The sequence below is a fragment of the Pseudosulfitobacter pseudonitzschiae genome, from assembly GCF_900129395.1.
GTDB lineage: Bacteria > Pseudomonadota > Alphaproteobacteria > Rhodobacterales > Rhodobacteraceae > Pseudosulfitobacter > Pseudosulfitobacter pseudonitzschiae.
Map to the genome: position 1 here is coordinate 89,883 of NZ_FQVP01000006.1, position 19,689 is coordinate 109,571.

Below are 19,689 nucleotides of genomic sequence, written 5' to 3' on the forward strand. Positions count from 1 at the left end.
CGAAGGTGCGGACAGCACCAATCCGATGGCCTTTCGTCACTATAACCCGCAGGAAAAGCTGGGGGGCAAGACGATGGAAGAGCATCTGCGCTTTGCCGTCTGCTATTGGCACAACTTCGTCTGGGAGGGGAACGACCCCTTTGGCGGGCAGACCTTCCAGCGCCCGTGGTTCCCGGCGGATACGATGGAACTGGCGCGGGCCAAGGCGGATGCCGCCTTTGACATGTTCCGCATTCTGGGTGTGCCGTTTTTCTGCTTTCACGACCATGACGTGCGCCCCGAAGGTGACAGTCTGGCCGAGAGCCACAAGCGGCTGAACGAGATGGCCGATTACTTTGAAAAGAAGATGGCCAACGGCGGGCCGCGCCTGCTCTGGGGGACGGCGAACATGTTCTCGAACCGGCGCTACATGGCCGGTGCCAGCACCAACCCCGACCCGGATGTGTTCGCCTATTGCGCGTCGACGGTAAAGGCCTGCATGGACGTGACCCACCGGCTGGGCGGCGAGAACTATGTGCTGTGGGGCGGGCGCGAAGGATACGAGACGCTGCTGAACACCGATCTGGGCCGCGAGCTGGAACAGATGGGCCGGTTCCTGTCGATGGTGGTCGAATACAAGCACAAGATCGGCTTCAAGGGCGCGATCCTGATCGAGCCGAAGCCGCAGGAGCCGACCAAGCACCAGTACGATTACGATGTGGCGACCGTCTACGGGTTCCTCAAACGGTTCGGCCTTGAGGATGAGGTCAAGGTGAACGTGGAGCAGGGCCATGCCATTCTGGCCGGTCATTCGTTCGAACATGAACTGGCGATGGCGCGGACGCTGGGTATTTTCGGGTCGATCGACATGAACCGCAACGATTACCAGTCCGGCTGGGACACCGACCAGTTCCCCAATTCCCCGTCCGAGGCGGCGCTGGCCTATTACGAGGTGTTGATGGCAGGCGGGTTCACCACCGGCGGCACCAATTTCGATGCCAAACTGCGGCGTCAGTCGCTGGATGCCGAAGACCTGATCGCGGCTCACGTGGGGGCAATGGACATCTGCGCGCGGGGGCTGAAATCGGCATACCGGATGATCGAGGACGACGCGCTGGAGGGGCCGCGCCGCGCCCGTTACGCCGGTTGGGACAGCGCCGATGCGCAAGCCATGCTGGCCGCAGACGCCACGCTGGACGGGATCGCCGCCCGTGCCGAGCAGGCCCGCGTGAACCCGCAACCGCGATCCGGCGCACAGGAAAAGCTAGAGAATATCGTCAACCGCTACGTCTGACGAAAGGGAGGAATGACATGAAAACGATCAAAGGACCGGCGCTGTTCCTGGCGCAATTTGCAGGCGATGACGCGCCGTTCAATTCATGGGATGCGATCACCAAATGGGCCGCCGACTGCGGCTACAAGGGCGTTCAGGTGCCCAGCTGGGACGCGCGGATGATCGACCTGGAGCAGGCCGCCACGTCCAAGGGCTATTGCGAGGATTGGGCCGGACAGGCGCGCGCCAATGGCGTCGAGGTGACCGAGCTTTCGACGCACCTGCAAGGGCAGTTGGTTGCGGTGCATCCGGCCTATGACGACGTGTTTGACGGCTTCGCCGCCGAAAGCGTGCGGGGCAATCCCAAGGCACGTCAGGAATGGGCGGTCGATCAGGTGAAAAAGGCGCTGACCGCCTCGAAACACCTGGGCATCGGGGCACATGCGACGTTTTCGGGCGCGCTGGCCTGGCCCTATGTCTATCCGTGGCCGCAGCGGCCCGCGGGGCTGGTCGAGCAGGCCTTTGACGAACTGGCAAAACGGTGGTTGCCGATTTTGGACCACGCCGAGGACTGCGGCGTCGATGTCTGTTACGAGATCCACCCGGGCGAGGACCTGCACGACGGGATCACCTACGAGATGTTTCTGGAACGCACAGGCAATCACGCGCGCGCCAACATGCTGTATGATCCGTCGCATTACGTGCTGCAATGTCTGGATTATCTCGACAACATCGACATTTACCGCGACCGCATCCGCATGTTCCACGTCAAGGATGCCGAGTTTAACCCGACGGGCCGGCAGGGCGTCTATGGCGGCTATCAGTCGTGGGTCAACCGCGCTGGCCGCTTCCGCAGTCTGGGCGACGGGCAGGTCGATTTTGGCGCGGTGTTTTCCAAGATGGCGGCGAATGATTTCGACGGCTGGGCCGTGGTGGAATGGGAATGCGCGTTGAAGCACCCCGAGGACGGCGCCCGCGAGGGGGCGCAATTCGTCAAGGATCACATCATTCGCGTGACCGAGCGCGCCTTTGACGATTTTGCAGATGGCGGGGCGGATAAGGCGCTGAACGCCAAGATGATGGGGATTTGACGGATGAAACCTATCAGACTGGGCATGATCGGCGGCGGCAATGACGCATTCATCGGCGGGGTGCATCGCATTGCGTCGCGCATTGACGGGCGGTTTCAGCTTGTCGCAGGGGCGCTGTCCTCGACGGCGGAGAAATCCAAAGCCTCGGGTGCTGCGCTGGGGCTGGCCGAAGATCGCTGCTATGGCGATTTCACCGAGATGGCGAAGCGCGAGGCGCGGTTGAAGGACGGGGTTGAGGCAGTGGCGATTGTCACGCCGAATCATGTGCATTACCCGGCGGCGCGCGAGTTCCTGAAACGCGGCATCCATGTGATCTGTGACAAGCCGCTGACCTCGACGCTGGTGGATGCGAAAAAGCTGGTGGCGGCGGCGGAGAAATCGGATGCGTTGTTTGTGCTGACGCATAATTACACCGGCTATCCCATGGTCCGGCAGGCCCGCGAGATGGTGCGGCAGGGCGATCTGGGCAGGTTGCGTGTTGTGCAGGTCGAGTATCCGCAAGACTGGCTGACCGATCCGGTGGAGGCCGACGGCAGCAAGCAGGCGGAATGGCGCACCGATCCGGAACGGTCCGGCGCGGGGGGCTGTGTGGGCGACATCGGCACGCATGCCTATAACCTTGCGCGCTTTGTCACCGGGTTGCAGCTGGAAAGCCTTGCGGCGGACCTGAGCACCTTTGTCGAGGGGCGGCGGCTGGATGACAACGTGCATGTGATGCTGCGCTTTGACGGCGGGGCGAGAGGCATGTTGTGGTCCTCGCAGGTGGCGCCGGGCAATGAGAACGGGCTGAGGCTGCGTGTGTACGGCGACAAGGGCGGGCTGGAATGGGCGCAGGAAGATCCGAACTATCTGTGGTTCACGCCGTTTGGCGAACCCAAGCGCCTGCTGACGCGCAACGGGGCGGGTGCGACTGCGGCCAACCAAAGCGCCTCGCGCATTCCGGGGGGACACCCCGAGGGCTATCTTGAAGGCTTTGCCAATATCTACAACGAGGCCGCCGACCTGATCGTCGCGGCGCGTGACGGCAAAGTGCCGGATCACCTGTTGCCCACCGTGCAGGACGGGCTGGAGGGTGTTGCATTCATCGACGCCTGTGTGCGGTCGTCGAAGCGTGATGCGGCATGGGTCAGGCTATGAGCGAAACCCGCGCCCTTTCGCTGGCTGATGTCTGCCGGAGTTTCGGGCCGGTGCAGGTGTTGCATGACATCAGCCTGACCCTGCGGCCCGGAGAGGTGCATGCCCTGATCGGCGAGAACGGGGCGGGCAAATCGACGGCGATGAAGATCATGTCGGGCTATCTGGAGCCGACCAGGGGGCAGGTGAAGCTGGACGATGCGCCGGTGCGCTTTGCCTCTTCGCAGGAGGCCGAGGCGCAGGGGGTTGTGCTGATCCATCAGGAGTTCAACCTGGCGGATCAGCTGAGCGTGGAGCAGAACATCTTTCTGGGTCACGAAAAGCGGCGGGGGTTGTTTCTGGACCGACCCGCAATGCAGGCCGAGACACGCAAGCTGCTGGACAGGCTGAATTGCACGGTGTCGCCCACCGCGCGGGTCCGCGACATTTCCAACGCGGACAAGCAGATGGTCGAGATCGCCAAGGCGCTGTCGCGGCGCGCGCAGGTTCTGATTATGGACGAACCCACCGCCGTATTGACCGAACGCGAGGCGGAGGTGCTGTTTGAACAGGTGGACCGGCTGAAGGCCGAAGGCGTGGCGATCCTGTTCACCTCGCACAAATTGGACGAGGTCAAGCGCATCTCGGACCGGATCACGGTGCTGCGCGACGGGCATGTGGTGGCACAGGGCATGACGACCGAGTTCAACGAGGACCAGATGGCGCAAGCCATGGTGGGGCGCGATGTGTCCTCGCTCTATCCTGTGCGCTCTGTCGCGGTGGGCGATGCGCCGGCGCTGGAGGTCAATGGGCTGAACGTGCCGGGCTATGCCCGCGACATCAGCTTTACCCTGCGCAAGGGCGAGATACTGGGGATTTCCGGGCTGATCGGGTCGGGCCGAACCGAGGCGATGGAGGGGCTGACGGGTCTACGCACCGCCCATGGCGATGTGCGCATCAACGGGCGGCCCGTGTCACTGAAGTCACCGCAACAGGCGCAGGCGGCGGGGCTGTGTTACCTGACCGAAGACCGCAAGGGGCGGGGGCTGCTGCTGCAAAAGGGGATGCGGGAAAACCTGACCCTGCAGGCGCTGCCCGCGTTCACCAACTGGCTGATAGATCACAAGGCGGAAGAGAACGCGCTGACCAAGGCGATTGCCGATTTCGACATTCGCGCACCGAGCCGCGAGGTGCTGGTGGGCAACCTGTCGGGGGGCAACCAGCAAAAGCTGCTGATCGCCAAGATCATGCTGACCGACCCCGACATCGTCATCATCGACGAGCCGACGCGGGGCATCGACATCGGCACCAAGCAACAGATTTACGAATTCATCCATGCGCTGTCGGCGGCGGGCAAATCCATCATCGTGGTCAGTTCCGAGATGCAGGAGGTCATTGGCCTTGCGGATCGGGTGCTGGTCATGCGGCTGGGCACCATCGCGGGCGAAGTCAGCGGCGATGACATGACAGAAGACAAGATCGTGCGGCTCGCAATGGGGCTGGGCGCGACAAGGCAAGAGGCGATTTGATGACAGCCACCGAAACACAGCCCTCACGGGCAACCAGAAGCGTGAACCTGAAGGTGCTGGGGCCCATTCTGGCGCTGGTCGTGCTGGTGATTGTCGGCGCGGCGCTGAACGGGAATTTCCTGAGCGCGGCCAATATCACCAACGTGCTGTCGCGGTCCGCCTTTATCGGGATCATCGCGGTTGGCATGACATTTGTCATCACGGCCGGCGGGCTGGACCTGTCGGTTGGGTCCATGGCGGCCTTCATCGCGGGGTTGATGATCCTGGTGATGAACGCGATGCTGCCCACAATGGGGCCGGGGTGGCCGCTGGTTTTTGTCGGCATGCTGACGGCGATGGTGGCGGGGACGCTGGCCGGATTCGTCAACGGGTTCCTGATCACGACGATGCGGATCGAGGCGTTTATCGTGACGCTGGGCACCATGGGCATTTACCGTAGCCTTGTCACATGGCTGGCGGATGGCGGCACGCTTTCGCTGGATTTCGGGATGCGGTCGGTGATCCGGCCGATCTATTTCGACGGTATTCTGGGGATCAGCTGGCCGATCATCGTCTTTGCACTGGTGGCGATCATTGGCGAGTTGGTGATGCGCCGCGCGGCCTTTGGGCGGCACGCGGCTGCGGTCGGGTCCAACGATCAGGTGGCGCGCTATTCTTCGGTGAACGTCAACCGCGTGCGGATGCTGACCTATGTCTTTCTGGGAATCCTCGTGGGGGTGGCGACAATCATGTATGTGCCGCGCCTTGGCTCGGCGTCGCCCAGCACCGGGGTGCTCTGGGAACTGGAAGCCATCGCGGCGGTGATCATCGGCGGCACCATGCTCAAGGGCGGTTTTGGCCGGGTCTGGGGCACGGTGATCGGCGTGCTGATCCTGTCGCTGATCGACAATATTCTGAATCTGACGGATGGCGTATCGCCCTATCTGAACGGGGCCATACAGGGTGTGATCATCATCCTGGCCGTCATCCTGCAGCGCGACAAGAAGGCGGAGAGCTGAAAACAGCCCTTCGGGAGAACATGGTAAACAGAGGAGATAAGCCATGAAATTTACGAAAATCACGGCGGCCGCGCTGGCTGCGACACTGGCGATGCCGGTCTTTGCCCAGGACACCAAGGTCATCGGGGTTTCGATCCCGGCGGCAACGCACGGCTGGGCAGGGGGCATGAACTTTCACGCGCAACAGGCGGTGGACCGGCTGGAAAAGGTCTATCCCGAGCTGGATTTCGTGCTGGCCACGGCCTCTGATCCGGCCAAACAGGTCAACGACATCGAGGACATGCTGGCCACGCGCAACATCAGCGCGCTGGTGGTGCTGCCGTTCGAATCCGAACCGCTGACCAGCCCGGTCAAGGCGGTGGCAGACAGCGGCGCGTGGGTGACGGTGGTGGACCGTGGCCTGGCGCAGCCGGGGATCGAAGACCTCTATGTCGCGGGCGACAACCCCGGCTTTGGCAAGGTGTCGGGCGAATACATGGTGTCGGCCATGCCGGACGGCGGTGACATCGTTGTGTTCCGGGGCATCCCGACCACCATCGACAACGAGCGCGTCGAAGGGTTTGAAAACGCCATTGACGGATCGGGCATCAACATCCTGGCGATGGAGCACGGAAACTGGAACCGCGACGACAGCTTTACCGTGATGCAGGATTTCCTGTCGAAATACGACAAGATCGACGCGGTCTGGGCTTCGGATGACGATATGGCCATCGGCGTGCTGGCGGCCATCGAGCAATCGGGGCGCGATGATATCAAGTTTGTTCTGGGTGGGGCCGGCATGAAGGAAATGGTCGCAAAAGTACGCGACGGCGATCCGATGATCCCGGCCGACGTGACCTATCCGCCGTCGATGATTGCGACCGCCATCGAACTGACCGCCGTGGGCCTGACCTCGACCGCGCCGGTGTCTGGCACGTTCACCATCGGGTCGGTGCTGATCACTTCGGAAAACGCTGCTGACTTTTATTACGAAGACAGCCCGTTCTGATCCGCGTGAACCGATCGAAGGGCTTTGCGGCCCTTCGATCACCTTCGCCAGCCTTGCATTCAGCGCATATCCGTTCTGGTAATGCGTTTCCTGAGGGTTCTGTTCGGTACATATTTCTGGAAATGAGCAGAACTCAGGATATTTTCCCCATAGAGCCGTGCCAAACGAACAGCGCAGTGCTTGCGTGCGCTGGCGCGGATAAATCGTCTTGATTTTGCGGGACAGTTGAAGCGCGCGGCTTGCGGTGACATTTGGAGGCAAGAGTTACAGGAGTGAATTCAATGCTTAAACAGATCATCGCCGTCGGCGCGCTTGCCCTGACATGGGGCGGGGCGGCCATCGCCCAGGACACCGATACGCTGCGCGTCGGCATGTCGGGGGGCTATTTCCCGTTCACCTTCGTCAAGCTGGACGAATTGCAGGGGTTCGAAGTCGACGTGATGAACGCCGTGGGCGCAGAGGCCGGGCTGGACGTGACGTTTGAAACCATGGCGTTTTCGGGTCTGATCGGCGCGCTGGACGCAGGCCGGATCGACACGATTGCCAACCAGATCACCATCACGCCGGAACGCGAGGCCAAGTTCATCTTTACCGCGCCCTATGTCATCGACGGCGCACAGGTCGTGACCAAGGCGGGCAACGAAGACATCACCGGCGTCGAGGACCTGCGCGGCAAGACGGTTGCGGTGAACCTGGGTTCGAACTTTGAGCAGTTGCTGAATGAACTGCCCTATGCGGATGAGATCACGATCAAGACTTATGATTCCAACATCGCGCAGGACACGGCGCTGGGGCGGGTCGATGCCTTTGTGATGGACCGCGTGTCGTCGGCGCAGTTGATCAAGGAAAGCCCGCTGCCGCTGCAACTGGCCGGTCAGCCGTTTTCGGAAATCCGCAACGCGCTGCCTTTCCGCGACACCGAAGCCGACCGGGCGCTGCGCGACCGTGTTGACGCGGCCCTGACCACGCTGCGGGACAACGGCACGTTGGCTGAAATCTCGGACAAGTGGTTCGGCACCGACATCACCACGGCGGAATGATCCATGCGGGCGCTTGACCTTGATTACATGCTGGGACTGGTGCCCGTTATCCTGGGCTATGTGCCGCTGACACTGTTCATGGCGGGCGCGGGGATGGTGCTTGCACTGATCCTTGGCGCGCTGCTGGCGGTCGAGCGGGTGGCAAAAGTGCCGGTGCTGGACTGGTTCGTGGTGCTGTTCATCAGCTTTTTCCGCGGCACGCCGCTGCTGGTGCAACTGTTCCTGTTCTACTTTGGCTTGCCGCAGATCCTGCCGTCGTTGACCCAGATTGACGGGGTGACGGCGGCGATCATGGGGCTGACGCTGCATTTCTCGGCCTATATGGCGGAATCGATCCGCGCCGCGATTGTCGGCGTGGACCGCAGCCAATGGGAGGCCGCGCAGTCCATCGGCATGACTCAAGGCCAGATGATGTGGCGGATCATCCTGCCACAGGCCGCGCGGGTCGCGGCGCCGACGCTGGTGAATTACTTTATCGACATGATCAAGGGCACCTCGCTGGCCTTTACGCTGGGTGTCACGGAAATGATGGGCGCGGCACAGAAAGAGGCGGCGGGCAGCTTTCTTTATTTCGAGGCCTTCCTTGTCGTGGCGATCATCTATTGGGTGATCGTTGAAATCCTCAGCCAGGGCCAGAAACGGTTGGAAACACATCTGAACAAGGCGTTTGTGCGATGATACGCGTCCGTGGTTTGACCAAACATTTTGGCGCAGCCCCTGTGCTGGACGGCATTGATCTGGACATTGCCGATGGCGAGCGGGTGGTGATCATCGGCCCCTCGGGCACGGGCAAGTCGACGTTGCTGCGCTGTCTGAATTTCCTGGATGTGCCACAGGCCGGGGTCATCACCATCGGCGACGTGACCGTGGATGCTGCAAAGGCGCGCAAGGCCGACATTCTGGCACTGCGCCGGTGCACGGGCATGGTGTTCCAGAACTATGGGCTGTTCGCCAACAAGACGGCCAAGGAAAACATCATGGAGGCGCTAACCACCGTGCAAAAGCGCCCCCGTGCCGAGGCCGAACAGCGCGCGCTGGCGGTGCTGGCGGAAACCGGTCTGGCGGACAAGGCGGACAGCTATCCATCGGCGCTGTCGGGTGGCCAGCAACAGCGCGTGGGCATCGGGCGCGCCATGGCGCTGGGAGCCGAGCTGTTGTTGTTTGACGAACCGACCTCGGCACTGGACCCCGAATGGGTGGGCGAGGTGCTGGACCTGATGCGTGCGGTGGCCGAACGTCGCCAGACCATGCTGATCGTCACCCACGAGATGCAGTTCGCCCGCGAGATCGCGGACCGCGTTCTGTTCATGGAAGGCGGCAAGATTGTCGAAAGCGGCCCGCCGTCGCAAATCTTTGGTGCGCCACAGGATGCGCGGCTGCGCAAGTTCCTGCAACGGGTCGAAGGCTGAGCCGTTGCAGGACCACGTGACGTGTTCCGCATAATCTGAATTATGTTGCGAAAATCCTCGTCTGATCAGACCGCTTCAAGGATGGTGACATTGGCGATGCCGCCGCCTTCGCACATGGTTTGCAGCCCGTATCTGAGCCCTCGGGCATGCAACGCATGGACCAGCGTCGTCATCAGCTTGGCCCCCGAAGCGCCCAGCGGATGCCCCAGTGAAATGGCGCCGCCGTTGACGTTCAGCCTGGCGGGATCGGCGTCCAGCTCTTTCAGCCAGGCCAGCGGGATCGGGGCAAAGGCTTCGTTGACTTCGTAAAGGTCGATATCGCCGATCTTCATGCCCGCACGTTCCAGCGCACGCCGTGTGGCGGCAATCGGCTCTTCCAGCATGATCACCGGATCGCCTGCCGTCACTGTCAGGTTCACGATGCGCGCCACCGGCGTCAGGCCGTATGTCTTCAGCGCGGCGGCGCTGACCACCAGCACACCGGCAGCGCCGTCGCAGATCTGCGAAGCGTTGGCGGCGGTGATCATGCCGCCCTCTTCCAGCAGCCGCACGCTGCCGATGCTGTCCAGCGTTGCATCCGCGCGGATGCCTTCGTCGCGGGTGTGAAGCCCGCCCTCGACAGCCAGCGGCACGATTTCGGCGTCAAAGGCACCCGCTTCGGTGGCTTTGGTCGCGCGGCGGTGGCTTTCCAGTGCAAAGCGGTCCAGCGTCTCGCGGTCAAACCCGTATTTGCGCGCGATCATCTCGGCGCCTTTGAACTGGCTGAAATCCTTGGTGCCAAAGCGTGCCGCGATCCGGTCGGAAAACGGACCCTCGCCCAGACCTTCCTGCATGTGGAATTGCACGTTCGAAAACATCGGCACGCGGGTCATGCTTTCGACGCCCATGGCGATCACGACGTCCTGGGTTCCCGACATCACGGCCTGTGCCGCAAATTGCACCGCCTGTTGCGAGCTGCCGCATTGACGGTCGATGGTCACGGCAGGCACCGATTGCGGCAGTTTCGATGCCAGCACGCAGTTGCGGCCAAAGGCAAAGGCCTGTTCGCCTGCCTGGGTCACACAGCCCACGATCACGTCGTCCACCGTCGCGGGGTCGATGCCAGAGCGGTCGATCAACGCGTTGATCACCTCGCCGCCCATGTCGGCAGGATGCCACCCGGCCAGCGCGCCATTGCGGCGGCCGCCTGCGGTGCGTGCGGTTGTGACGATATAAGCTTCAGTCATTTTTGAGATCCCCCGGGGTTTCGGTAATGGTGGTCATGTGCAGGCGTCCATGGCCTCTTGTGCCAGTTTCAACAGGCGCGGATAGGCGGCAAGGCGGTCGGCGGCATGGGCGGACGATGCCTGACCACGCGCGACACGCCCCTTGATGCCGTGAAAGATCGCCGCCATGCGGAAAAAGTTGAAGGCGATGTAAAAGTCGTAGTTCGGGATGCCCGCGCGTCCCGTGTTGGCGCAATAGGCCGCGATATATTCCGCTTCTGTCGGCAGCGACAGGGTTGCGGGGTCCACCCCGTCCAGACCGGCGACGATCTCGGGCGGCATCCGGTACATCAACGCATGATAGGCAAAATCCGCCAGCGGATGGCCCAGCGTCGACAGCTCCCAGTCCAGCACCGCCAGAACCCGCGGTTCCGTGGGGTGGAATATCAGGTTGTCACAGCGGAAATCGCCGTGAACGATGGTGCTTTCGTCGCCTTCAGGAATGGCGGCCGGCAGCCATTCGATCAGCCGGTCCATCACCGCGTCACGGCCCGCGTCGGTGTCCGCCAGATAGCTTTTGGTCCAACGTCCGATCTGGCGTTCGAAATAGTTGCCTTGCCGCCCGTAATCGCCCAGGCCCACGGCATTGGGGTCGATCCCGTGCAACTGCGCCAGCACGCGGTTCATTTCCATGAAATAGGCGGCCCGCTCAGGCGCGGGTATCTCGGCAAAGCTGGCATCCCAGAAAATCCGGCCTTCGACCATCTCCATCACGTAAAAGATCGACCCGATCACGCTTTCGTCCAGACACAGGCCATGGACCTGTGCCACGGGAAATCCCGCCTTGCCCAGGGCACTCAGCACTCGTGCCTCGCGGTCGATGGCATGTGCCCCCTTGGCCAACTGGCCACCGGGTTTGCGGCGCAGCACATAATCGCCGCTTTTGGCACGCAGCATAAAGGTGGGGTTGGATTGCCCGCCCTTGAATTGCAGCACCTCAAGCGGCCCTTGAAACCCCGCCACGTTGTCGACCATCCAGCGCGCCAGCGGTTCGACGGCAAAGCCGAACCCCGCGCGCACCGGCATCACACCAGCGTTTGCCTCGGCACCTGTGCTCACAGACCTTGCGCCTTTTTCCAGTCGCGCTTGATCTTCTTGGCCAGCGACCATTTGTGAACCTCGGTCGGGCCGTCATAGATGCGGAAGGCGCGGATTTCGCGGAACACCTGTTCAACGATGGTGTCACCGGTCACACCCTGCCCGCCCATGACCTGCACACAGCGGTCAGCCACACGCATCAGCGCCTCGGACACGGCGACCTTGGTCATCGAGCTTTCGGCGGTGCCCAGAACGCCGGTGTCCAGGATATCGGCACACCAATAGATCATCAGTTCCGCCTGTTTGAGGTCAATCAGGTTCTCGGCCAGCATAAAGCCGACACCTTCGTGATCGACCAGCGGTTTGCCGAATGCCATGCGACGGTTGGCATAATCGCTGGCGATTTCATTGGCGCGGATGCAGGCCCCCAGCCAGCGCATGCAGTGGGTCAGACGCGCGGGCGACAGGCGCACCTGGGCGTAACGGAACCCCTCGCCGCTTTGGCCCAGCATCTGGCTGGCAGGCACCCGCAGGTTGTCGATGCTGATCACCGCGTGCCCACCGGGCATCGAGCTGTCGATGGTGTCCATCACCCGTTCGATGCGGATCGCGGGATCGGGCAGGTCGACCAGAAACATGCAGGCCCCGTCGTCGGATTTGGCCATGACAATGCCCAGCCCGGCCCCTTCGGCACCGGTGATATAGGTCTTGCGGCCGTTGATGACCCAGTGATTGCCGTCCATCTTGCAGGTGGTCTGCATCATCATCGGATCGGAACCGGCCCCGCCATCCTCGGCGGGTTCGGTCATGAAAAACGCCGACCGCATCTCGCCGCGCACCATTGGCTCAAGAAACCGTTCCTTCAACTCGGGCGAGGCTTGCTTGCCCAGAAGATACATGTTGCCCTCGTCGGGGGCCGCGACGTTGCAGGCCACGGGCCCCAGCGGCGACAGCCCGGACCGGATCAGCACGGCGGCGGTTTCCAGATGGGTCAGGTGATCGCCACCCTCAAGGATATGCGGCGTCAGCACGCCGGCGTCACGCGCCTTGGCCTTGATTTCGTTGGCCAGCGCGTCGGTGGGGCCGTGGGATGTCTTGCGCGTGTCCTTTTCATAGGGCGCGATGGTCTCGCGCACAAAGGTTTCCACGCGGTTTGCGATGTCCAGCGCGCGGTCGGTCATGCGGGTGTTGTCGAGGGTAAAGCTCATTTTGGGGCCATTCGGATTGCGCCGTCCAGGCGGATCGTCTCGCCGTTCAGCATGATGTTGGTCACGATGCTTTGCACCATGGCTGCGAATTCGGTCGGGTTGCCCAGACGGGGCGGGAACGGCACCTGGCGGCCCAGGCTGTCCTGGGCCTCTTGCGGCAGGGACGCCATCAGCGGTGTCAGGAACAGACCCGGTGCGATGGTCATAACGCGGATGCCATAGCGCGCCAGTTCACGGGCGACAGGCAGGGTCATGCCAACGATGCCACCCTTGGATGCCGCATAAGCCGCCTGCCCGATCTGCCCGTCAAAGGCCGCGACAGACGCGGTGTTGATGATCACGCCGCGCTCTTCCCCGATGGGGTCGGCGGTGTGCAGGCTGGCTGCGAATTTCGACAGCACGTTGAACGTCCCGAACAGGTTCACATTCACGATTGACGTGAAATCCTTTAGCGGGATGGCGTTGCCTTCGCGGTCGATGACCTTTTTGGGCGGCCCGATGCCCGCGCAGTTTACCAGAATTCGGGCCTTGCCATGGACGCCTTCGGCCTCGGCGATGGCGGCTTCGACCTCACTTTCATCGGTGACGTTCACCTTGATGAACTTGCCGCCGATGTCCTTGGCCTTCGCCTCGCCCAGATCGGCGTTCAGGTCGAAGATGGTAACCTTGGCGCCGGCCTGCGCCAGCATGTCGGCGGTTGCACCCCCCAGCCCCGATGCGCCGCCCGTTACGATGGCGGCCTGTCCCTTGATGTCCATGTCTTGTCCTTTTTGCTTCTTGCGGTTGACCGATCGTCAGGCCAACGCGCGTCTTTCCAATTGGGTTTGATCCGGTGCGCGCAAACGCCCCGCTGTTTCACTCAGCCACGATCCCCCAGCCCCAGCTTGCGCCCGATGATCTCTTTCATGATCTCAGAGGTGCCCGCATAGATCCGGCTGACCCGCGCCGAGCAGTACATGCGTCCGATTTCGTATTCTTCCATAAAGCCTGCGCCGCCGTGCAGTTGCAGACAGGCGTCAACGACCTCTCCCTCGATCTCGGAACACAGCAGTTTGGCCTGCGCCGCCAGATCGGCGGTCAACGCACCTTCCAGATGTTCGCGTGCGCAGTGATCGACAAAAGCCCAGCCCGCGTCGATCTTTGTCTTCAGCGCCGCCATCTGGAAACGCGAGTTCTGGAACGAGCCGATGGTCTGCCCAAAGGCTTTGCGTTCGAGAATGTAATCCAGCGTGATGTCAAAAGCGCGCTGCGCATGGGCGATGAACTGGTTCGAGCCGACCAGCCGTTCCTCGGCCAGGTTCTGCATCATCATGCGAAAACCGCCCGCAGGTTCGCCCAGCACCGCGCTCTTGGGCAGCTTTACGTTTTCAAAATGCAGCTCGGCGGTGTCTTGGGAATGCAGACCGATCTTTTCCAGCCGACGGCCACGGGTGAACCCCGCCGTGCCTTCGGGCACCAGAAACAACCCGATGTCGTGTCGGCCCGTTCCGGTGCGCGCGGCGACGATGACCAGACCGGCAAGAATACCGTTCGAGATATAGGTTTTGGACCCGTTCAACAGCCAGTGGTCGCCCCGGTCCTCGGCGCGGGTGCGCATCCCGGCCAGATCGGACCCGATGTCGGGTTCGGTCATCGCAATCGCCAGAACGGTGTCGCCCGACACCACGCCGGGCAGGTGCTGACGTTTCTGCGCGTCAGAGCCAAAGCGGTGCAGATAGGGCCCGACAATGCGGTTGTGCAACGGGATGTAAAGTCCGTTTTCGCGTGCCGCCAGCTCTTCGATCAGCACCATGTCAAAGCGGAAATCGTCCAGCCCAAGACCGCCATATGCGGGATCGGCATACATCGCCAGAAACCCCTGCCTGCCGGCCGAGGCCCAGACATCCCGCGCGACCATGCCCGCGCGGCGGAACTCTGCGCTGCGCGGATAGACTTCGGCCTCGGCCCACTTGCGGACCGTGTCGCGGAACATCTCGTGCTCGGGTTCGAATATGCGTCTGCGGATCATGTCATGTTCCCTGTCGCTGGCCCTGCCCCGGTGCGCGCGGGGCTGGGGCTGGTTTCAATCCTCTGCAAAGACATCGCCATACTGCTGGCGTAAATCCCGTTTCAGGATCTTGCCACTGGCGTTCTTGGGCAGCTGGTCGGTGATCGCGATATGTTTGGGTGCCTTGTAGTGGGTCAGGGTCTCGCGGCAGTAGGTCTGGATCTGCTCGACCGTCGCGGTGGCACCTGCCTTGAGGACGACAATCGCCGTCACCGCTTCGATCCACTTGGGATGCGGCACGCCAAAGACGGCCACTTCGGCCACCTCCGGGTGCCGAAAGATCGCTTCCTCGACCTCGCGGCTGGCCACGTTTTCGCCACCCGTCTTGATCATGTCCTTCTTGCGGTCGACGATATAAAGGTAACCCTCATCGTCATACCGCCCCAGATCGCCACTGTGGAACCAACCGTTGCGAAAGGCGTCTGCGGTCTTGTCGGTGTCGTTGTAGTATTCCGAGATCAGATGCGGGCTGCGGTGCACGACCTCGCCCACTTCGCCCACGGCGACGGGTTCGTCGTTGTCATCGACCACGCGCGTTTCCACGTTCAGCGCCGGACGCCCGGCCGAGCCCAGCTTGCGCACCTGATCCTCGGGGCGCAGGATCGTGGCAACGGGGGCCATTTCCGTCTGGCCGTAAAAGTTGAACAGCCGCATGTTTGGCAACCGCTGCATCAGCTCTTCGATCACCGCCGTCGGCATGATCGACGCGCCGTAATAGCCCACGTTCAGGCTGCTCAGGTCGCGCTTGTCGAAATCGGGATGGCGCAGCAGCGCGATCCAGACGGTTGGCGGGCAGAACAGTTTGGTCACGCCATGGTCTTCGATGGCCGCCAGCATGTCCGCGGGGTCGGCCTTTTCGTGCAGGATCGACGTGACGCCCAAGTACAGGTCAGGGCTGAGGAAACAGTCCAACTGCGCGCAGTGGAACAGTGGCAGGCAATGCAGCGATACGGCGTCGCCGGTCATCTCGCCGTCGACGATACAGCTGACATATTGCGCATACAGCGCGTCCGACGACAAAAGCGCGCCCTTGGGACGGGATTCCGTGCCGCTGGTGTACATCATCTGCACCGGATCATCGCCCGCAAGGTCGGTCCAGACCTCTGCGGCGTCGTCGTGGTCCAGGATGGCCGCGACCGGCTCCCATCCGTCCGCGACTGCACCGCCCGCATGCGGGATCACCAGCTTTGGCATGTTGCTGTTCATCGCGCTCAGCGCCGCATCTGCCACCGCGCACAGCGCATCCTCGGCCACCAGCATCCGCGCGCCGGAATGGTCGAGGATATAGGCAAAGTCCTCGGCGTTCAGCATGAAGTTCACCGGCGTCGCAATCGCCCCCAACCGCGCGAGCGCAAAGCGCAGCACGACAAAGCTGCGGTTGTTGTGGGTGAACAGCGCGACCCGGTCCCCCTTGCTGATGCCGCGCGCGCGCAGCGCGTTGGCGGCACGGTTCACGGCGGCATCAAGCTCGACAAAGGTGTCGCTTTGATCGCGGAACACCAGTGCGGTTTTGTTCGGCACACGCGCCGCCGACCGCCGCAGCAGATCGCCCAGTTGCTGGCTGCGGGCACGACGCACCAGACGTTCATTTCCCATTCCACTATCCTTTCTGTTGAATGGCTCCGGCGCTTGCCCCGCCGGACCGGTGTTTATTGCATCAATGCAGGCAGGGTCAGGACCAGCGCGGGAAAGGCACACAGGATGGCCACCAGGACCAGATCCATGACAAGGAACCACAGCACCCCGCGAAAAATGGCCGAAGTGGATACCAGGTTGCCCACCACGCTTTTGATTACAAAGACGTTCATCCCGATGGGCGGCGTGATCATCCCGATCTCAAGCAGCTTGGTCAGCACGATGCCAAACCACAAAAGGCTCCACCCCGAGGCATCGACCACCGGCAGGATGATCGGCAGCGTCAGCAGCATCGCCCCGATGGGTTCCAGGAACATGCCGATCAGCAGGTAAACGCAAACGATCCCCAGCATCAAAAGCACCGGGCTGTCCGCGATGGACAGGATACCCGACGACAGGTAGTTCCCCGCTCCCGACAGCGCCAGAAAGCGGGTCAGCAGGCTGGCCCCCACCGCGATCACCAGCAACGACGCCGTGGTCATCAGCGTTTCGCGCGCCGCCGTCAGGAAACGGGCCCATGTCATTTCGCCGGTGACCAATGCCACGATACAGGCCAGAAAGGCACCCACGGCGCCCGCCTCGGTCGGTGTGAAGACACCGCCAAACAGGCCTCCGAAAATCCCCAGCATGATCAGCAGCAGTGGCCAGGTCTCGCGCAAAGCGAGGATCTTTTCCCGCGTCGTGACGCTTTCGTCCTTTTGCGGGGCCAGGTCCGGGTTCAGTTTGACCCGGATCAGCACGACGATCACATACCCCAGCGCGGTCAGCAGACCGGCAGAGACGCCGCCCAGAAACAGGTCCGCAATCGAGATCTGGGCGATGACACCGTAGAGGATCAGAATGATCGACGGCGGGATCAGCGCGCCGATGGTCCCCGCCACCGCCACGGTGCCGGTGGCCAGCTCGGGGTGGTATTTGTGCTTCATCATTTCCGGGATCGCGATGCGCCCCATTGCCGCCGAACAGGCGATGGACGACCCCGACACCGCCGCGAAACCGGTCGAACCAAAGATCGACGCAATCGCCAGACCGCCGGGCAAGCCGGCCATCCAGACGCGCGCGGCATTGAACATGCCCTTGGTCAGTTGCGTGTGATAGCTGATGAACCCCAGGAACAGGAACATCGGGATCGACGACAAGATCCAGCTGGACGTGAACTGATAGGGCACCAGCCCCATCGCCCCCCAGGCCACGCGCGGTCCCATCAGCACCCACAGCCCGCCGAACGACACTCCGATCAGCGAGATACCAATCGGAACCCGCATTGCGATAAGGGCGATCAGTGTCGCCAGGCCGGTCAGGCCAATTCCAACATCAGTCATTTATAAATTCAGCATCTATTCCGGTTTCGTTCAACCCGCTGCGCAGGCCCGTGAGGGTCGTGATGACACGGTAGGCGGCAATCAGGACCATCAGCCCCGCACCGACCGGAATGGCCCAGTAGCTCTGCCAGACCTCGATCATCTGCGACCCTTGCTCCATCGTGGCGCCGATGTTCGTCTTTTTCATCGCTTCGGTGTAGCCTGCCACCATCAGCGCCGAGATCACCACGACGGTCAGCGCACTGGAAAAGACGGAGAACCCGGTCTGCACCCGTTCGGGCATCATGTCCGTGACGAACTCGACCGAGATATGCGCCCGCTGTTCCTCGGCCACGCCGATCGCGAGGAACACCAGCACAACCATGTAATAGTTCGCCACCACGACGATCGTGCCGGGCAATGGCGCGTTGAAGAAATAGCGTCCGATGACGTCGGCGGTGACGTGCAGCATCATCAGAATGACGCAGATCGTCCCGATCAAGGATGATAGCTTGGACAGGGATGACAGAAATCTGCCGATCAGAAACATGGTGGGGCCTCCCGTTGTTGCAAGTGTCGGGCACCGAACCGCAGTCCGGTGCCCGATCTTTCCCAGGTGTGGTCTCGCGGATTATTTGCCGTAGCTGGCGACATCGACCTTCGAGAAGATTTCATCGTAGTACAGCTTGGCCAGTGCCTCGCCGCCCTCGACGCCCTTGGTCAGGTCGGTCCACTTGACCAGCAACGTGTTCAACGCCTCGGCCGCTGCGGCGCCGGTTTCCAGACCAAACCGCTCTTTATAGATCGAGGCGATGGCGTCCTTGTCCTTGGCGATGAATTCGCGGTTCATCTGCACAAGATCCGCCGCCGCATCGGTGTATTCGATGCCCAGCCCCGGTGCCCGTTCCTTGCCCGCGCGCGCCTCTTCGATATAGACCCATGTGACATCTGCCATCAGTTTGGCATTGGCCCGCATAACCTGACCCTTGGAGTCGTCCGACAGGCTGTTCCAGGCGTCCATGTTCATGGTGAACGGCACGTTGAACTGCGCGCCCGGCAGCCCGACGTAAAGATATTTCACAACGTCGATAAAGCTGAAGTTCACAAAGTCAGCCGTGTTGCTGGCGGTGCAGTCCACAACGCCTTGGTTCAGGCCTTCCAGTGTTTCGTTGACCGACATCGAAACGGGCACGGCCCCCACGGTTTCCGCCCAACGTGCCCAATAGGCACCGGCGGCGCGAATGCGTTTGCCCTTGAGGTCCGCGACCGAGTTCAGCGGCACGACGCATTGCAGCACATAGGACGTGGTCGATGCCGCACCCAGATAGACCTGGTTTTGCGCCGCGACCTCTGTCTGGCAGTCGTCGCAGTTCAACATGACGTATTCGGTGATCGCACCGGCAAAGGCGGTCGAGCTCAGCTCGCCCGCGAATTCCTCAAGCTCGACCAGTTCCGAGAATTCGGACAGCATGTTCAGGTTGGGATATTCCGCAGGGAAATAGGCGGTCAGGTTGGCGGCAGCGTCGGCGATCCCGTCGCGCACGCCTGCGTTCACCTCGGCAAAGCTGAGCAGGGACAGCGGGAACACACGCATGGTCACATCGCCGTTTGTGTATTCCTCTACCGCCTTGGCATAGTCCTCCAGCATCCGCGTCGGCGCAGAACCGGGCGGCCAGCCGCCTGCGAATGTCAGGTCCTGGGCATAGGACGCCCCCGCCATTGCCAGCATGGATGCGCTGGCCAGAATTCCCTTGATAGCTGTTTTCATGGTCTCG

At 62.2% G+C, this 19,689-nt stretch carries 18 protein-coding genes; 9 read left to right on the forward strand and 9 right to left on the reverse strand.

What is annotated here, in order from left to right; all coding sequences use genetic code 11:
* Positions 1 to 25 precede the first annotated feature (25 nt).
* The 9 genes from xylA to BUC08_RS17815 all read left to right on the forward strand — a co-directional run bounded on the left by xylA (position 26) and on the right by BUC08_RS17815 (position 9,420).
* Complete coding sequence (xylA, locus tag BUC08_RS17775; RefSeq protein WP_397466916.1) at positions 26 to 1,273, forward strand: xylose isomerase; 1,248 nt, start codon at positions 26 to 28, stop codon at positions 1,271 to 1,273.
* 17 nt (positions 1,274 to 1,290) lie between these two features.
* A complete protein-coding gene (locus BUC08_RS17780; RefSeq protein ID WP_037927156.1) occupies positions 1,291 to 2,343 on the forward strand; it encodes a sugar phosphate isomerase/epimerase family protein in 1,053 nt (350 codons plus the stop codon).
* A 3-nt stretch (positions 2,344 to 2,346) separates the two neighbouring features.
* Positions 2,347 to 3,480 (forward strand): Gfo/Idh/MocA family protein, encoded by a 1,134-nt coding sequence (locus tag BUC08_RS17785; RefSeq protein ID WP_037927154.1) that lies wholly within the window; start codon positions 2,347 to 2,349, stop codon positions 3,478 to 3,480.
* Entirely contained in the window at positions 3,477 to 4,985 is a 1,509-nt protein-coding gene (locus BUC08_RS17790) for a sugar ABC transporter ATP-binding protein (RefSeq protein WP_037927151.1), read from the forward strand. Before BUC08_RS17785 ends, BUC08_RS17790 begins: the two co-directional genes overlap by 4 nt.
* Positions 4,985 to 5,983 carry an ABC transporter permease gene (locus tag BUC08_RS17795; protein ID WP_051694417.1) on the forward strand — a complete coding sequence of 333 codons (999 nt, stop codon included), beginning with the start codon at positions 4,985 to 4,987 and terminating at the stop codon, positions 5,981 to 5,983. Before BUC08_RS17790 ends, BUC08_RS17795 begins: the two co-directional genes overlap by 1 nt.
* 43 nt (positions 5,984 to 6,026) lie before the next feature.
* Entirely contained in the window at positions 6,027 to 6,971 is a 945-nt protein-coding gene (locus tag BUC08_RS17800) for an ABC transporter substrate-binding protein (RefSeq protein ID WP_051694415.1), read from the forward strand.
* A gap of 281 nt (positions 6,972 to 7,252) precedes the next feature.
* On the forward strand, positions 7,253 to 8,011 hold the full coding sequence (locus tag BUC08_RS17805) for an amino acid ABC transporter substrate-binding protein (RefSeq protein ID WP_037927150.1): 759 nt from the start codon (positions 7,253 to 7,255) through the stop codon (positions 8,009 to 8,011).
* 3 nt (positions 8,012 to 8,014) lie between these two features.
* The gene (locus tag BUC08_RS17810) at positions 8,015 to 8,689 is read left to right on the forward strand and encodes an amino acid ABC transporter permease (protein WP_028956910.1); all 675 of its coding nucleotides are present in this window, start codon (positions 8,015 to 8,017) and stop codon (positions 8,687 to 8,689) included.
* Positions 8,686 to 9,420, forward strand: coding sequence for an amino acid ABC transporter ATP-binding protein (locus BUC08_RS17815; protein WP_037927148.1), 735 nt, complete (start codon positions 8,686 to 8,688; stop codon positions 9,418 to 9,420). The genes BUC08_RS17810 and BUC08_RS17815 overlap by 4 nt, the downstream gene beginning before the upstream one ends.
* A gap of 65 nt (positions 9,421 to 9,485) precedes the next feature.
* Here BUC08_RS17815 and BUC08_RS17820 read toward each other — a convergent pair whose 3' ends face one another.
* The 9 genes from BUC08_RS17820 to BUC08_RS17860 all read right to left on the reverse strand — a co-directional run bounded on the left by BUC08_RS17820 (position 9,486) and on the right by BUC08_RS17860 (position 19,682).
* Entirely contained in the window at positions 9,486 to 10,646 is a 1,161-nt protein-coding gene (locus BUC08_RS17820) for an acetyl-CoA C-acetyltransferase (protein WP_037927146.1), read from the reverse strand.
* 33 nt (positions 10,647 to 10,679) lie between these two features.
* Positions 10,680 to 11,744 (reverse strand): phosphotransferase, encoded by a 1,065-nt coding sequence (locus BUC08_RS17825; protein ID WP_037927143.1) that lies wholly within the window; start codon positions 11,742 to 11,744, stop codon positions 10,680 to 10,682.
* Positions 11,741 to 12,931, reverse strand: coding sequence for an acyl-CoA dehydrogenase family protein (locus BUC08_RS17830; protein WP_200796213.1), 1,191 nt, complete (start codon positions 12,929 to 12,931; stop codon positions 11,741 to 11,743). Before BUC08_RS17830 ends, BUC08_RS17825 begins: the two co-directional genes overlap by 4 nt.
* Positions 12,928 to 13,689 (reverse strand): SDR family NAD(P)-dependent oxidoreductase, encoded by a 762-nt coding sequence (locus tag BUC08_RS17835; RefSeq protein WP_037927141.1) that lies wholly within the window; start codon positions 13,687 to 13,689, stop codon positions 12,928 to 12,930. Before BUC08_RS17835 ends, BUC08_RS17830 begins: the two co-directional genes overlap by 4 nt.
* 101 nt (positions 13,690 to 13,790) lie before the next feature.
* On the reverse strand, positions 13,791 to 14,939 hold the full coding sequence (locus BUC08_RS17840; RefSeq protein ID WP_211254184.1) for an acyl-CoA dehydrogenase family protein: 1,149 nt from the start codon (positions 14,937 to 14,939) through the stop codon (positions 13,791 to 13,793).
* A gap of 54 nt (positions 14,940 to 14,993) precedes the next feature.
* Positions 14,994 to 16,574: a fatty acyl-CoA synthetase gene (locus tag BUC08_RS17845; RefSeq protein ID WP_037927138.1), complete on the reverse strand. Its 1,581-nt coding sequence runs from the start codon at positions 16,572 to 16,574 to the stop codon at positions 14,994 to 14,996.
* 53 nt (positions 16,575 to 16,627) lie between these two features.
* Positions 16,628 to 17,935, reverse strand: a complete 1,308-nt coding sequence (locus BUC08_RS17850; RefSeq protein ID WP_037927132.1) for a TRAP transporter large permease — start codon at positions 17,933 to 17,935, stop codon at positions 16,628 to 16,630.
* On the reverse strand, positions 17,928 to 18,464 hold the full coding sequence (locus BUC08_RS17855; protein WP_037927130.1) for a TRAP transporter small permease: 537 nt from the start codon (positions 18,462 to 18,464) through the stop codon (positions 17,928 to 17,930). Before BUC08_RS17855 ends, BUC08_RS17850 begins: the two co-directional genes overlap by 8 nt.
* 81 nt (positions 18,465 to 18,545) lie before the next feature.
* The gene (locus tag BUC08_RS17860; RefSeq protein ID WP_037927128.1) at positions 18,546 to 19,682 is read right to left on the reverse strand and encodes a C4-dicarboxylate TRAP transporter substrate-binding protein; all 1,137 of its coding nucleotides are present in this window, start codon (positions 19,680 to 19,682) and stop codon (positions 18,546 to 18,548) included.
* Positions 19,683 to 19,689: the final 7 nt, after the last annotated feature.

Coding starts and splice junctions, on each gene's coding strand:
- BUC08_RS17860 (WP_037927128.1), bottom strand. CDS start 19,682: ATGAAAACAGCTATCAAGGGAATTCTGGCCAGCGCATCCATGCTGGCA.
- xylA (WP_397466916.1), top strand. CDS start 26: ATGGCCTTTCGTCACTATAACCCGCAGGAAAAGCTGGGGGGCAAGACG.
- BUC08_RS17820 (WP_037927146.1), bottom strand. CDS start 10,646: ATGACTGAAGCTTATATCGTCACAACCGCACGCACCGCAGGCGGCCGC.
- BUC08_RS17850 (WP_037927132.1), bottom strand. CDS start 17,935: ATGACTGATGTTGGAATTGGCCTGACCGGCCTGGCGACACTGATCGCC.
- BUC08_RS17855 (WP_037927130.1), bottom strand. CDS start 18,464: ATGTTTCTGATCGGCAGATTTCTGTCATCCCTGTCCAAGCTATCATCC.
- BUC08_RS17795 (WP_051694417.1), top strand. CDS start 4,985: ATGACAGCCACCGAAACACAGCCCTCACGGGCAACCAGAAGCGTGAAC.
- BUC08_RS17790 (WP_037927151.1), top strand. CDS start 3,477: ATGAGCGAAACCCGCGCCCTTTCGCTGGCTGATGTCTGCCGGAGTTTC.
- BUC08_RS17840 (WP_211254184.1), bottom strand. CDS start 14,939: ATGATCCGCAGACGCATATTCGAACCCGAGCACGAGATGTTCCGCGAC.
- BUC08_RS17835 (WP_037927141.1), bottom strand. CDS start 13,689: ATGGACATCAAGGGACAGGCCGCCATCGTAACGGGCGGCGCATCGGGG.
- BUC08_RS17800 (WP_051694415.1), top strand. CDS start 6,027: ATGAAATTTACGAAAATCACGGCGGCCGCGCTGGCTGCGACACTGGCG.
- BUC08_RS17780 (WP_037927156.1), top strand. CDS start 1,291: ATGAAAACGATCAAAGGACCGGCGCTGTTCCTGGCGCAATTTGCAGGC.
- BUC08_RS17810 (WP_028956910.1), top strand. CDS start 8,015: ATGCGGGCGCTTGACCTTGATTACATGCTGGGACTGGTGCCCGTTATC.
- BUC08_RS17805 (WP_037927150.1), top strand. CDS start 7,253: ATGCTTAAACAGATCATCGCCGTCGGCGCGCTTGCCCTGACATGGGGC.
- BUC08_RS17815 (WP_037927148.1), top strand. CDS start 8,686: ATGATACGCGTCCGTGGTTTGACCAAACATTTTGGCGCAGCCCCTGTG.
- BUC08_RS17830 (WP_200796213.1), bottom strand. CDS start 12,931: ATGAGCTTTACCCTCGACAACACCCGCATGACCGACCGCGCGCTGGAC.
- BUC08_RS17845 (WP_037927138.1), bottom strand. CDS start 16,574: ATGGGAAATGAACGTCTGGTGCGTCGTGCCCGCAGCCAGCAACTGGGC.
- BUC08_RS17785 (WP_037927154.1), top strand. CDS start 2,347: ATGAAACCTATCAGACTGGGCATGATCGGCGGCGGCAATGACGCATTC.